Genomic DNA, 13,532 nt, shown 5'->3' with positions numbered 1-13,532 from the left:
CGACGCTCCCGCGTCAGGGAAGCACGACGACCTGCGCGCCGAACACGAGCCCGGCGCCGAAGCCGATCTGCAGCGCGAGACCGCCGCTGAGCTCGGGGTGCTCCTCGAGCAGACGGTGCGTGGCCAGCGGGATGGATGCCGCCGACGTGTTGCCCGTGGTCTCGATGTCGCGGCCGATGACCACCGTGTCGGGCAGGCCCAGCTGCTTGGCGAACTCGTCGATGATGCGCATGTTGGCCTGGTGCGGCACGAACGCGGCGAGGTCGGCGGGCTCGATGCCGGCGGCCTCGATCGCCTGCCGGGCGACCTTCACCATCTCCCACACGGCCCAACGGAAGACGGTGGGGCCCTCCTGGCGGAGGGTCGGCCACGGTGCCGTGCCGTCGCGGAACTCGTTCAGCGTGGCGTTCATGCCCACGGCATCCGCCTTGGATCCGTCGGAGCCCCAGACGGTGGGTCCGATGCCGGGGGTGTCGCTGGGTCCGACGACCACGGCACCGGCGCCGTCGCCGAGGAGGAACGAGATGCTGCGGTCGGTGGGGTCGACGATGTCGCTCAGCTTCTCGGCGCCCACGACGACGACGTGCGTCGCGAGGCCGGCGCGCACGAGCGCGTCCGCCTGACCGACGCCGTAGGCGAAGCCCGCGCACGCGGCGTTGACATCGTAGGCGGCGGCGGGGTTCGCGCCGATCCGGTCGGCGACGATCGCGGAGGCCGAGGGCGTCTGCTTGGGATTGCTGATCGTCGCGACGATCACGGCGTCGATGTCGGCGGGGGAGACGCCGGACTTCTCGACGGCCTCGCGCGCGGCGTCGGCGGCCAGGTCGATGGCATCCGTTTCTTTGTTGGCGCGCACGCGCGTCACGATGCCGGTGCGCTGGCGGATCCATTCGTCGCTGGAGTCGATGGGGCCGACGAGGTCGTCGTTGGGGACGACCTTCTCACCGCGGGCGGCGCCGTAGGCGTAGATGCGGGTGTGGGCCGCTCCCTGGGTCTGGCGGAGGGTGGGGGTGCTCATGCCTGGTCTTCCTTCAGCAGTGAGACGGCCGCGTCGAGGTCGTCGGGGGTCTTGACCGCCACGGTCGGGGTGCCGCGCAGGGCGCGCTTGGCGAGCCCGGTGAGCGCCCCCGCGGGCGAGAGTTCGATGATGCCGGTGACGCCGTGCGCGGCGAACGAGGCCATACAGCGGTCCCAGCGCACGGGCGAGGCCACCTGCGCGACGACGAGGTCGAGCGCGCGACGACCGTCGGAGACGACGGAGCCGTCGGAGTTGGTCCACAGCGTCAGATTCGGGTCGGCGACCTCGACGTCGGCCGCGGCGGCGCGCAGCGTGTCGACGGCGGGCTCCATGAAGCGGGTGTGGAAGGCGCCAGCGACCTGCAGCGGGATGACGCGCGTGCCGCGCGGGGCCTCGCCCGCGAGCTCCGCCAATGCCGGGAGCTCGCCCGCAGCGACGATCTGACCGCCGCCGTTGTAGTTGGCGGGGGTGAGGTCCAGTGCCTCGAGGCGTTCGAGCACGGCCTGCTCGTCACCGCCGACGACGGCGCTCATGCCGGTCTCGACCGCCGAGGCCGCTTCGGCCATCGCGCGACCGCGCAGGCCGACCAGGCGCAGCGCGTCCGCGTCGCTCAGGACTCCGGATGCCGCCAGCGCGGCGATCTCGCCCACGGAGTGTCCCGCGACACCCGCGACGGGCGTGCCGGCGCGCTCGTTCAGCGCCGTCCACGACAGCAGCGACGCCGCGACGATGAGCGGCTGGGCGACCGCGGTGTCGCGGATGCGGTCGGCATCCCATTCGGTGCCGGCGGCGACGAGGTCGACTCCGGCCTGGTCGGAGAAGGCGGCGAGACGCTCGCGCGCCCCGTCGAGCTCGAGCCACGGCGAGAGGAAACCGGGGGTCTGCGACCCCTGTCCGGGGAAGACGGCGATGATCACCGTCCCATCCTGCCAAGGATCCGGCGTGCTCTTATGGAGATATCGGCACAGATATGCGGCGTGTCTTTGTGCGCGCCGTGCATCAGGGCCGCCTCAGGGGCGTCGAGTGTCCCGGACACGCCGCCGAGCCGCAGCCCTCGCGGCGTGTTCTGGACGCTCACGCGAGGGACGACGGGAGGCGCCTCAGCGCGGCACGCTCGGGCGCCGCCCGGCGACGCCGCGACGGCGCGTCGCGTCGGTGCCGATCGAGCCCAGGATGAGCGCCGTCTGCAGGATCAGCGCCTCGCGGGGGCCCGTGGCATCCCATCCGATGACCTCGGACACCCGCTTCAGGCGATAGCGCACCGTGTTGGGGTGCACGTAGAGCTCGCGGGCCGTGGCCTCGAGCGAACGGCCGTTGTCGAGGTAGCTCCAGAGCGTTGCGACGAGGTCGGCGCTGTGCGCCTGGAGTGGGCGGTATACGCGGTCGACGAGCGTCTGCTTCGCCACCGCGTCACCCGCCAGGGCGCGTTCCGGCAGCAGGTCGTCGGCCTCGACCGGACGCGGGGCGTGGCGCCACGCGCGCGCGACGGCGAATCCCGCCAGCGCCGCCCGGGCGCTCTGCCCGGCGTCGACGAGGGCGGGGACGGCGGGTCCGAGCACGAGGTGCCCCGACCCGAAGCCCGGCTCGAGACGCTTTGCGATCTCGGGGAAGGGCAGCTCGGTGACCTCGTCGCCGCCGCGCGCGGGAAGGTCGGCGCGGCCCACGACGAGCACCAGGCGCGACCCCTGCACGCCGATCAGCACGTCGACGCCGAGCTTGCGCGCCGTGCGGCGCACCTGATCCACGTCGAGCTGCGGGGGAGTGGTGCCCACGAGCACCGCGACCTCGCCGTGCCCGTGCCAGCCGAGGGCGGCGATGCGGCTGGGGAGTTCGTCGTCGGCCTCGCCGGTGAGGATCGAGTCCACCACGAGCGCCTCGAGACGCGCGTCCCACAGGCCACGCGCCTCGGCCGCACGCGCGTAGACGTCGGCCGCGGCGAAGGCCACCTCGCGCGAATACGACAGCATCGCCTCGCGGACCTTCTCGCTGCGTCCCGCGACCCGCTCCTCCATGACCTCGACGGTCACGCGCACGAGCTGCAGCGTCTGGGTCAGGCTCACGCTGCGGAGCAGCTCGCGGGGGGCGGCGGCGAAGATGTCGGCGGCGATCGCCGGAGTGGATGCCGGCTCCTCGAACCACTGCAGGAACGACGTGATGCCCGCCTGGGCGACCAGCCCCACGGCGGATCGCCGCGCGGGCGGCATCTCGGCGTACCAGGGCAGCGTCTCTTCGAGGCGTTGGATGGTGGCCGTGGCGAGGTCGCCCGAGATGCGCCGGAGCCATGTGAGCGTCTCGGCCTTCTCCTGCGCCGCCGCCGCACCGGATGCGGAAAGGCGGTCGGGCCCGGCCCCGCCCGTGGAGGCGGAACCGGACCCGTCCGTGGAGGGCGTCACCTGACTCAGGCCTCGCCGCCCGCGTTGCCGCTGGTGCCGGCGTTGACGTCGTGCAGGCGGTACTTCTCGATGGCCTGTCCGACGACCGCGCGGTCGACCTTGCCCTCTTCGGCCAGCGCCTGCAGGGCGCGCACCGCGAGGGAGGGGCCGTCGATCTTGAAGAAGCGACGGGCGGCGGCACGGGTGTCCGAGAAGCCGAAGCCGTCGGCGCCCAGGGTCCAGTAGTTCTGCGGAACCCACTGGCGGATCTGGTCCTGCACCGCGTGCATCCAGTCGCTGACGGCCACGACGGGACCCTCGGCCTCCTTCAGCTTGTCGGTGAGGTAGGCCACGCGGGGCTCCTCGTCGGGGTGCAGGAAGTTGTGCTCGTCGGCGGCGAGACCGTCGCGACGCAGCTCCGACCACGAGGTCACCGACCACACGTCGGCCTTCACGCCCCAGTCGTCCTTCAACAGACGCTGCGCCTCGAGGGCCCACGGCACACCGACACCCGACGCGAGCAGCTGGGTCCGGGGACCGTCACCCTCACCGGTGGAGATGTGGTGGATGCCGCGGACGATGCCGTCCACGTCCACGCCCTCGGGCTCGGCCGGCTGCACGTACGGCTCGTTGTAGACGGTCATGTAGTACATGACGTTCGGGTCGGAGTGCTCGCCGCCGTACATGCGCTCGATACCGCTGCGCACGATGTGGGCGATCTCGTACCCGTAGGCCGGGTCGTACGACACGGTCGCCGGGTTGGTCGACGCCAGCAGCTGCGAGTGGCCGTCGGCGTGCTGCAGGCCCTCACCGGTCAGCGTGGTGCGACCGGCGGTGGCGCCGATGATGAAGCCGCGCGCCATCTGGTCGCCGGCGGCCCACTGGGCATCGCCCGTGCGCTGGAAGCCGAACATCGAGTAGAAGACGTAGACCGGGATCAGCGGCTCGCCGTGGGTCGCGTACGCCGTGCCGGCCGCGGTGAACGCCGCGAGGGCGCCCGCCTCGTTGATGCCGACGTGGATGATCTGGCCCTCGGGGCTCTCCTTGTACGCCAGCAGCAGTTCGCGGTCGACGGAGGTGTAGTGCTGACCCTTGGGGTTGTAGATCTTCGCCGTCGGGAAGTACGCGTCCATACCGAACGTCCGCGCCTCGTCGGGGATGATCGGCACGATGCGGTGCCCGAAGCCCTTGACCCGCAGCAGGTCCTTCAGCAGACGGACGAACGCCATGGTCGTCGCCACGTCCTGCGTGCCGGACCCCTTCTTGGGCAGCGCGTAGGCGGCATCCCCGGGCAGTTCCAGACCCACGTGCGTGGTACGCCGCTCGGGCAGGAAGCCGCCGAGCGAGCGACGACGCTCCAGCATGTACTGGATCGTCTCGTCCTTCTCGCCGGGGTTGTAGTACGGCGGCTGATAGGGGTTCTCTTCGAGCTGCGCATCGGTGACGGGGATGTCCATCGCGTCGCGGAACGACTTGAGGTCGTCCAGCGTCAGCTTCTTCATCTGGTGCGTGGCGTTGCGGCCCTCGAAGTGGGGACCGAGGCCGTAGCCCTTGATGGTCTTGGCGAGGATGACGGTCGGCTGGCCCTTGTGCTCGGCGGCCGCCTTGAACGCCGCGTAGACCTTGCGGTAGTCGTGGCCACCGCGCTTGAGGCCCCAGATCTGCTCGTCGGTGTAGTCCTCGACGAGCTCGAGGGCGCGGGGGTCGCGACCGAAGAAGTTCTCGCGGACGTAGGCGCCGTTCTCGGCCTTGTACGTCTGGTAGTCGCCGTCGGGCGTGGTGTTCATCAGGTTGAGCAGGGCACCCTCGGTGTCGCGGGCGAGCAGGTCGTCCCACTCCCGGCCCCAGACGACCTTGATGACGTTCCAGCCGGCGCCGCGGAAGAAGCTCTCGAGCTCCTGGATGATCTTGCCGTTACCGCGGACGGGGCCGTCGAGGCGCTGCAGGTTGCAGTTGATGATGAAGTTGAGGTTGTCGAGGCCCTCGTTCGCGGCGACCTGAAGCTGACCGCGGCTTTCGACCTCGTCCATCTCGCCGTCGCCCAGGTAGGCCCAGACCTGCGAGTCCCCGACATCCTTGATGCCGCGGTTGGCGAGGTACTTGTTCGACATCGCCTGGTAGATGGCGTTGATCGGACCGAGACCCATCGACACCGTCGGGAACTGCCAGAACTCCGGCATGAGACGGGGGTGGGGGTACGAGGGGATGCCGTTCGGGGCAGCCGACTTCTCCTGGCGGAAGCCGTCGAGCTGCGCCTCGGTGAGACGACCCTCGAGGAAGGCGCGGGCGTAGGCGCCGGGGGAGGCGTGCCCCTGGATGAAGATCTGGTCGCCACCGGACGGGTCGTCGAGGCCGCGGAAGAAGTGGTTGAAGCCCACCTCGTACAGCGCCGCCGACGACGCGTAGGTCGAGATGTGGCCGCCGACGCCGATGCCGGGGCGCTGCGCGCGGTGCACGGTGACCGCCGCGTTCCAGCGGATCCACTTGCGGTAGCGACGCTCGAGCTCCTCGTCACCGGGGAATTCGGGCTCGTTCTTCTGCGCGATCGTGTTGATGTAGTCGGTGGTGGGAACCATCGGCACGTTGAGGTGCAGTTCCTTCGAGCCCTTGAGCAGGCTCAGCATGATCTCGCGAGCGCGAGCCGGACCCTTCGCCTGGACCAGCTGTCGCAGGGATTCCTGCCACTCCCCGGTCTCTTCCGGGTCGCTGTCCTGCGGCCCCTGCGAATACGGATCCTGGTCGTGAACAGTCACGGAAGACCTTTCGTCGTCTGGCAGGTCATGCCAGAGAATCGCCATACGAGTGCGGCAACCCTTGTTCGCTCCGCACAATCAACCAGCGTCCAGCCTAGCGAGTCGGGGCGCCATCGGATGCGCGTGGGGTCCGCGACCGTCGTCTCGTCTTCGCGACGCTTCGACGTCGAGGAGTCGCGCGCCGCCTGTGGACTGTCGATGAAGGATGCCGAACCCCGGGCGCACGGTCGGGACGGGTCTACCCTGAGCGCGTGAGCAGGCAGGACCCCTCCGCGTTCCGCACGCGGCCCGAGCACCGCTGGCCGGTGCTCATCGCCCTCGCCGTGGGGGCGGGGCTGTACGCGTTCCTGCCCACCGAGGCCGGCGGCATCCTGAGGTACGTCGTCGTGGCCGCGGGAGTGCTGTGCGCCATCCCGATGGTGGTGACGAATCCCTCCCGCCTCACGCGCGACTCGCGCCTGGGGCGCGGGTTCGCGCTCGCCTTTACCGCGGTGCTGCTGCTCGCGAACCAGGTCGCGCTCGTGCTGCTCGTGCACCAGCTGCTGCAGGGGCAGGGCGACGGCGCCGGAACACTGCTGGGCGCCGCGCAGGTGTGGGCGATCAACGTCATCGGATACGCCGTCGTGTACTGGGAGATGGATCGGGGCGGCCCCATCGCCCGCCGCCGCGACGCCCGCGAGGAGCTGCCGCCGGCCGATTTCCAGTTCCCCCAGGACAGCGACCGCGATGCCGTCAGCGAGGTACGTCGGCGCTCGTCCGACGTCGAGGACTGGGCGCCCGGCTACGTCGACTACCTGTACTTCTCGGCATCCAACGCCATGGCCTTCAGCCCGACCGACGTCATGCCGCTGTCGAGCCGCGCGAAGCTGTTCATGATGGTGCAGGCGGTATCGGGGTTCATCCTGCTGGCGCTGGTGATCGCGCGGAGCGTGAACATCCTGAATTGATGGTGGGCCCTGCCGGGATCGAACCGACGACATCCACGGTGTAAACGTGGCGCTCTACCAGCTGAGCTAAAGGCCCGGGATGCCACGAGTCTAGCGCCGGCCCGCCGAGCGGCCGCGCCCGCGGCGCCGTCACCGGTGGATTGGCGCCGAGATCGCGCGTCTGCGCCGAGATGACCCCGCTCTGCCGTGAATCGCGGGTCATCTCGGCCGTACCGGGTGATCTCGCGCCGGGCGGGGCCGGTCAGCACGTCGCGCGGACCACGCGTGTGCCGCCGATGTCGGAGCCCCGGGGTAGCGTTGCATCCGTGAATGCCGATCCCGCCGACCAGCGCAAACTGCTCGATCTCGCCGACCTCGACGCCCGCATCCGTCGTGACGAGCGCGTGGCAGCGAACCCGCCGCAGGCCGAGCGCGTGCGCGAGCTCATCGCCCAGCGGGCGACGCTGTCGCAAGAGCTCGGCACCCGCGCCAACGCGCGCGACGACATCACCGCCGAGCTGAAGCGCCTCGAATCCGATGTCGCCGTGGTCGACGCCCGCATTGCGCGCGACACCGAGCGCCTCGCGGCTTCGTCGAACCCCAAGCAGGCGCAGGGCTTCGAGAACGAACTGGTCTCGCTGAAGCGCCGCAAGGGCGACCTCGAAGACATGGAGATCGCGCTCATGGAGCGCCTCGAGGCCGCCGACGCGGCGGTCGCCGAGCAGGAGGCCCTGATCGCCGACACCAACGCGCAGGGCGCCCAGCTCAGCGCCGAAGCCAAGACCACCGTGTCCGACGCGACGACGCGGCTCGACGGCGCGCGCCGCGACCGCGAGGCCGTGGCGGCCTCCGTCCCGACCGACCTGCTCGGGCTCTACGAGCGTCTCGCTTCGCGCGGCAACGGCGCGGGTCTACTGCGCGCCGGCGCGTGCGAAGCCTGCCGCATGGTGCTCCCGCCCAGCGATCTGGCCGCGGTCCGCCGCGCGCAGACCGACGAGGTCGTGTTCTGCCCCGAGTGCGGCGCGATCCTCGTCCGCACCGAAGAATCGCGATAATCCCTCCCGGCGCCCGTGCCGTCTGACACGGTCGTCGTCGGGCGCACCGCCCGCGGGCGCTTCGCCCTCCAGCCTCTCGACGGCGACGCGGCATCCGTCGATGTCGCCGCCGACGGTCTCGTCGCCGCCGCCGCGGAGCGCGAGGCGCGCGGTGACGTCCGGTGGGTGTGGGCTGACACGGCGACCGTGTACCCCAACCTGCTGAGGGCCGGGGTCCGCGTCGCGCGCGCATGGGACCTGCGCCTGGTGCACGGCATCCTGCGCGACGCCGCGGCAGTGACCGACGATCACGGGCTCCGCTCCCATCCCGAGTGGGATGCCGGCAGCGCCGCCCCCGCGACGGGCGACACGCTCTTCGACCTCGGCGACACCTCCAGCGCCCTGCCCGACACCCTCGACGACGCCGTCGCGGAGTATCGGCGGCAGCTCGCGGCCATCGCCGCGTCGACGGCCCCGGGTGCCCTGCGCCTGCTCTGCGCGGCGGAATCGGCGGGGGCGCTCATCGCGGCGGAGCTGCACGCGGCGGGAGTCCCCTGGAGCAGACGCGCGCACGAGGAGATGCTCGAACGCGAGCTCGGAGAGCGCCGCGGCGGCGGCCTCCCCGCAAGGATCGAACGAACGGCAGCGGTCGTCCGCGCAGCCCTGGACGACCCGAGCGCGTCGCTCGACTCGCAGCCGCGGCTGCTGCGGTCGCTGCACCGGGCAGGGCTCCAGGTGACCTCCACGAGTCGGTGGGAACTCGCCGAGCACGACCACCCCGTCGTCGCCCCGCTCATCGCCTACAAGAAGCTCATGCGCCTCTACACGGCGAACGGGTGGGCCTGGATGCAGGAGTGGGTGCACGACGACCGCTTCCGCCCCGTCTACGTGCCCGCCGGGGTCGTCACCGGCCGGTGGGCGTCGTCGGGCGGCGGGGCGCTGCAGATACCGCGCTCGCTCCGCACCGCGGTCCGCGCCGACCCGGGCTGGACCCTCGTGACCGCCGACGTCGCTCAGTTGGAACCACGCGTGCTCGCGGGGATGGCACGCGACACGGCGCTGGCCGAGGCGGCATCCGGTCGGGATCTCTACGCGGGCATCGTCGAACGCGGCGCCGTCGGCAGCCGCGCCGAGGCGAAACTCGCGATGCTCGGCGCCATGTACGGCGCCACCACGGGCGAGAGCGGCCGCCTGCTGCCACGCCTGCGCCGCACCTTTCCGCGGGCGATGCAGCTCGTCGACGACGCGGCCCGCACGGGTGAGAACGGGGGAGTGGTCCGCACCTGGCTCGGGCGCACCTCGCCCGCCGCCGGAGACGCCTGGCAGCACCTGCAGTCCCTCGCGAGCGACGCGGCGGCATCCGGGGCCGACGAGACCCGCGCGCGCCGCTCCGCCCGCGACCGCGGCCGCTTCACCCGCAACTTCGTCGTGCAGGGCACCGCCGCCGAGTGGGCCCTCGCGTGGCTCGCCGACCTGCGCGCGCGGCTGGCCCGCCTCTGCCCGGTGGATGCCGCCCGCGCGGCGCCGGCCTCGGGTCCGGTGTTCGCGCGGGTTCCGCACCTGGCCTTCTTCCTCCACGACGAGATCGTCGTGCACACGCCCCTCGAACACGCCGATGCGGTCGCGGATGCCGTGCGGGAGTCCGCGGCATCCGCGGGTCGGCTGCTGTTCGGGTCGTTTCCCATCGATTTCCCTCTCGACCTGCGGATCGGCGAGACGGCGGAGAAAGGCTGAGCGGCCCGCGTAGACTCGACGGTGCGAATGGGTCGGCTGGACGGTCGCGTCACGGGTTCGCCCGTGCCGAGGAACGTCCGGGCTCCACAGGGCAGGACGGTGGGTAACGCCCACCCGGAGTGATCCGCGAGATAGTGCCACAGAGAGCAGACCGCCTCGGTCCGTCAGGTCCGGGGTAAGGGTGAAAGGGTGGTGTAAGAGACCACCGGGGTCGTGGTGACACGACCCGCGAGGTAAACCTCGTCCGGAGCAAGGCCAGACAGGGGATGACGACGCGGCTCGCCGAGTCCCCGGGTAGGCCGCTGGAGCGGCACGGCAACGTGTCGCCGAGAGAGATGACCGTCCACGGGGCCCCCGAGCTCGTCGAAGGGACCCCCGGACAGAACCCGGCGTACAGGCCGGCCCATTCGCGCCTCGACACCGGGACGACCCCGCCCGCTCCGCGAACGCGACGGGGCCGCCTTGGTGTCGTGTCAGGCGCCGGGACTGTAGCCGGGGCCGGCGGGCGGAGGTGCCATCCCCCCGCCGGCGATGCCGCGACGAGCCCTTTCCTCGTCGGCGCGCAGGATGCCGTTCTTCACGGCCGTGCGCATGATCAGGTACCCGACCCAGATCGCGAGCGCCAGGATCGCGATGTAGACGAGGAATCCGACGATCAGTACGCCGATTCCGAGCCCCGCGGCGGCGCCGCTGTAGTCATTGCTCACGATGTTCCCCCTCTGTGTCGTGTGCATCGATGCGTCCGACGCTAGGGGCCGGTCTCCCGCGCCGCACCCGTTTGACGCCGGTCGCTCTGCTCGGTAAAGACGCTCGACGCTCGCCCGGGCGAGTGTCGGACATATGTTCTACACTCGAGCACGGCCGGGGAAGGGGTCCGGTGCATGGGGTCGACGAGAGTCAGCGACGAGATGGTCGCGCGCGTACTGGCATCCATCGCCCCCTGCACATTGCAGCCCGAGACTTGGGGAGCGCGGCCCATCGAGTGGTTCGCGCAGAAGCGCCCGGTATGGGCGTGGGTGACGTGGCCCAACCGTGCCGCGACGCGTGAAGCATCCTGGGCGACCGGCGGCAACGACCGCGTCGTCATGCTCGAGGTGCCGTGCGAGGGCGGCCATTGGGCGCCCGTGGTGTGGCGCAACGCCGTCAGCCTCCGTCGGGTCGACGCCGCGTGATCAGTCGCGGCAGCCGACGACGAGCTCTCGCCCGACGAGCGACAGGATGCCACCCGCCCCGCTCCTCACTTGACGGCGGGCAGCGCCTCGGGCACCGGGACGGCGAGGGATGCGGCTCCGATGATGCCGGCGTTGTTGCGGTGCTTCGCCGGGAGGATCGGGGCCCGCAGCTTCAGAAGCGGCAGGAACTTCTCGGAGTGCTTGGAGACGCCACCGCCGACGACGATGAGGTCGGGGCTGAAGAGGAACTCGACGTAGTCGTAGTACCACTGCAGGCGCTCGGCCCACTTCTCCCACGACAACTCCTCGCGCTCCATCGCGGAGTACGCGGCGAAGTGCTCGGCGTCCTTCTTGTGTCCGGCGCGCTGCAGGTGACCCAGCTCGCTGTTGGGGACGAGGACGCCGTCGTAGATCATGGCCGACCCGATACCGGTGCCGAGCGTAGTGAGGATGACGAGACCGTCGACGCCCTTCGCCGCGCCGTACCGCACCTCGGCGATGCCCGCGACGTCGGCGTCGTTGGCGAAGTGGATGTCGCGCGACAGGCCCTGCTCGAAGAACTTCTCGGCCTCGAACCCGATCCACGACTTCGACACGTTCGCGGCCGACAGCGTGCGTCCGCCCTTCACGATCGCGGGGAACGCCACGCCGAGCGGCAGGTCGGCCGGGGCCTCGAGGGTCTCGAGCACCTGCGTCACGGCGGCCAGCACGTCGGCGGGCTCCGCTCCGGCGGGAGTGGCGACCTTCACCCGGTCGCTGACGAGCTCCCCGGCATCCAGGTCGACGATCCCCGCCTTGATGCCGGTTCCGCCGATGTCCACTCCGACCGCACGAGACGCATTCGTTGCCATGCCCTCCAGCCTATCCAGCCGCGGGGTCGGCATCAGTAGGATCGGGAGAGCACCGGCGGTTCCGCGCCGATCCGCCAGACCCACGTGAGGAGCCATCGTGAGCGACGACAACGAGAAGTACTGGTACAACCTCGAGACCGGGACGGTCGAGAAGGGGTACGAGTCGCCCGCGATCGACCGCGCAGGCCCGTTCGACACCGCCGAAGAGGCGGCCAACGCGCCGCAGCTGCTCAAGCAGCGCGCCAAGCAGTGGGCCGACGAAGAGGCCGAGGACGACTGAGCTCCGGCTCCGACGCACCGACCGCCCCCGAAACGAAGGATGACGATGGACAAGCAGCGCGATTTCGTCCTGCGCACGATCGAGGAGCGCGGCGTCAAGTTCGTGCGCCTGTGGTTCACCGACGTGGTCGGCACGCTCAAGTCGGTGGCGATCGCGCCCGCCGAGGTCGAGGGCGCCTTCACCGAGGGCCTCGGCTTCGACGGGTCGGCGATCGAAGGCCTGACCCGCTCGTACGAGTCCGACCTGCTCGCGCACCCCGACCCCACGACGTTCCAGATCCTGCCGTGGCGCGGCGAGATCGACCCGACGGCGCGCATGTTCTGCGACATCACCACGCCCGACGGACAGCCCGCGGTCGCCGACCCCCGTCATGTGCTCAAGCGCACGCTCGCGAAGGCCGCCGACGCGGGGTTCACGTTCTACACGCACCCCGAGATCGAGTTCTACCTCCTCAAGTCCTCGCAGCTCGGCGCCGATGGACGCCCCCAGCCCGTCGACTCCGCCGGATACTTCGACAACGTCCCGGGCGGCACCGCCCATGACTTCCGCCGGCGTTCGGTGCGCATGCTCGAAGACCTCGGCATCTCGGTCGAGTTCAGCCACCACGAGGGCGGCCCGGGCCAGAACGAGATCGACCTGCGCTACGCCGACGCGCTCACCACCGCCGACAACATCATGACCTTCCGCACGGTGGTGAAGGAAGTCGCGATCGAGCAGGGCGTGTACGCCACCTTCATGCCCAAGCCCATCAGCGGCCAGCCCGGCAGCGGCATGCACACGCACCTGTCGCTGTTCGAGGGCGACATGAACGCGTTCTACGAGGAGGGCGCGCAGTATCAGCTGTCGAAGGTCGGCCGTCACTTCATCGCGGGCCTTCTGCGCCACGCGAACGAGATCTCCGCGGTCACCAACCAGTTCGTCAACTCGTACAAGCGCCTCTGGGGCGGCGACGAGGCACCGAGCTTCATCTGCTGGGGTCACAACAACCGCTCGGCGCTCGTGCGCGTGCCGCTGTACAAGCCGAACAAGGGCCAGTCGACGCGCGTCGAGTACCGCGCCCTCGACTCCGCGGCGAACCCCTACCTGTCGTACGCGCTCATGCTCGCGGCAGGCCTGAAGGGCATCGAGGAGGAGTACGAGCTCCCCGCCGAAGCCGAAGACAACGTGTGGTCGCTCAGCGACACGGAGCGCCGTGCCCTCGGCTACGCCCCTCTTCCGTCGAGCCTCGACCACGCCCTCGAGTACCTCGAGGAGTCCGAGCTCGTCGCCGAGACCCTCGGCGAGACCGTCTTCAAGTACGTGCTGCTCAACAAGCGCCGCGAGTGGAACCAGTACCGCGCGCAGGTGACGCCGTTCGAGCTGGCGAGCAACCTCGAAGCGCTCTGACGGGCC

The 13,532-nt window shown here is 70.8% G+C and carries 12 protein-coding genes, 1 tRNA gene and 1 other RNA gene; 7 read left to right on the top strand and 7 right to left on the bottom strand.

The window, feature by feature from the left end:
- Positions 1-13: 13 nt before the first annotated feature.
- The 4 genes from B0B15_RS09970 to aceE all read right to left on the bottom strand — a co-directional run bounded on the left by B0B15_RS09970 (position 14) and on the right by aceE (position 6,143).
- On the bottom strand, positions 14-1,018 hold the full coding sequence (locus B0B15_RS09970) for a beta-ketoacyl-ACP synthase III (RefSeq protein ID WP_076675656.1): 1,005 nt from the start codon (positions 1,016-1,018) through the stop codon (positions 14-16).
- Positions 1,015-1,935: an ACP S-malonyltransferase gene (locus tag B0B15_RS09965; protein WP_076675655.1), complete on the bottom strand. Its 921-nt coding sequence runs from the start codon at positions 1,933-1,935 to the stop codon at positions 1,015-1,017. The genes B0B15_RS09970 and B0B15_RS09965 overlap by 4 nt, the downstream gene beginning before the upstream one ends.
- A gap of 183 nt (positions 1,936-2,118) precedes the next feature.
- Positions 2,119-3,288, bottom strand: a complete 1,170-nt coding sequence (locus B0B15_RS09960) for a PucR family transcriptional regulator (protein WP_076676448.1) — start codon at positions 3,286-3,288, stop codon at positions 2,119-2,121.
- Between the two features lie 128 nt (positions 3,289-3,416).
- A complete protein-coding gene (gene aceE / locus B0B15_RS09955; RefSeq protein ID WP_076675653.1) occupies positions 3,417-6,143 on the bottom strand; it encodes a pyruvate dehydrogenase (acetyl-transferring), homodimeric type in 2,727 nt (908 codons plus the stop codon).
- A gap of 251 nt (positions 6,144-6,394) precedes the next feature.
- Here aceE and B0B15_RS09950 point away from each other — a divergent pair, with 251 nt between their 5' ends.
- Complete coding sequence (locus B0B15_RS09950; RefSeq protein WP_076675650.1) at positions 6,395-7,090, top strand: DUF1345 domain-containing protein; 696 nt, start codon at positions 6,395-6,397, stop codon at positions 7,088-7,090.
- Here B0B15_RS09950 and B0B15_RS09945 read toward each other — a convergent pair.
- Positions 7,091-7,166, bottom strand: a tRNA-Val gene (locus B0B15_RS09945).
- A gap of 229 nt (positions 7,167-7,395) precedes the next feature.
- Between B0B15_RS09945 and B0B15_RS09940 the strand changes: the two genes are divergently transcribed.
- The 3 genes from B0B15_RS09940 to rnpB all read left to right on the top strand — a co-directional run bounded on the left by B0B15_RS09940 (position 7,396) and on the right by rnpB (position 10,247).
- A complete protein-coding gene (locus B0B15_RS09940; RefSeq protein WP_076675648.1) occupies positions 7,396-8,124 on the top strand; it encodes a zinc ribbon domain-containing protein in 729 nt (242 codons plus the stop codon).
- 15 nt (positions 8,125-8,139) lie between these two features.
- Positions 8,140-9,837: a bifunctional 3'-5' exonuclease/DNA polymerase gene (locus B0B15_RS09935; RefSeq protein ID WP_076675646.1), complete on the top strand. Its 1,698-nt coding sequence runs from the start codon at positions 8,140-8,142 to the stop codon at positions 9,835-9,837.
- Positions 9,838-9,865: 28 nt separating this feature from the next.
- Positions 9,866-10,247: RNase P RNA component class A (rnpB, locus tag B0B15_RS09930), an RNA gene on the top strand.
- A gap of 63 nt (positions 10,248-10,310) precedes the next feature.
- Here rnpB and B0B15_RS09925 read toward each other — a convergent pair.
- Positions 10,311-10,544, bottom strand: a complete 234-nt coding sequence (locus tag B0B15_RS09925) for a hypothetical protein (protein ID WP_076675644.1) — start codon at positions 10,542-10,544, stop codon at positions 10,311-10,313.
- 174 nt (positions 10,545-10,718) lie between these two features.
- On the opposite strand from B0B15_RS09925, the gene B0B15_RS09920 reads away from it, so the two are divergent.
- Positions 10,719-11,009, top strand: coding sequence for a hypothetical protein (locus B0B15_RS09920; protein ID WP_143016351.1), 291 nt, complete (start codon positions 10,719-10,721; stop codon positions 11,007-11,009).
- A 65-nt stretch (positions 11,010-11,074) separates the two neighbouring features.
- On the opposite strand, the gene ppgK is transcribed toward B0B15_RS09920, so the two are convergent.
- Complete coding sequence (ppgK, locus tag B0B15_RS09915) at positions 11,075-11,860, bottom strand: polyphosphate--glucose phosphotransferase (protein WP_076675640.1); 786 nt, start codon at positions 11,858-11,860, stop codon at positions 11,075-11,077.
- 97 nt (positions 11,861-11,957) lie between these two features.
- Between ppgK and B0B15_RS09910 the strand changes: the two genes are divergently transcribed.
- On the top strand, positions 11,958-12,140 hold the full coding sequence (locus tag B0B15_RS09910; protein WP_076675638.1) for a hypothetical protein: 183 nt from the start codon (positions 11,958-11,960) through the stop codon (positions 12,138-12,140).
- A 45-nt stretch (positions 12,141-12,185) separates the two neighbouring features.
- Positions 12,186-13,526 (top strand): type I glutamate--ammonia ligase, encoded by a 1,341-nt coding sequence (glnA, locus tag B0B15_RS09905; RefSeq protein WP_076675636.1) that lies wholly within the window; start codon positions 12,186-12,188, stop codon positions 13,524-13,526.
- Positions 13,527-13,532 lie beyond the last annotated feature (6 nt).

The organism is Microbacterium sp. RU1D, from assembly GCF_900156435.1.
Classification (GTDB): Bacteria; Actinomycetota; Actinomycetes; order Actinomycetales; family Microbacteriaceae; genus Microbacterium.
The sequence above is the reverse complement of the archived record's forward strand: the minus strand, read 5'-3'. Positions and strand labels throughout refer to the sequence as shown.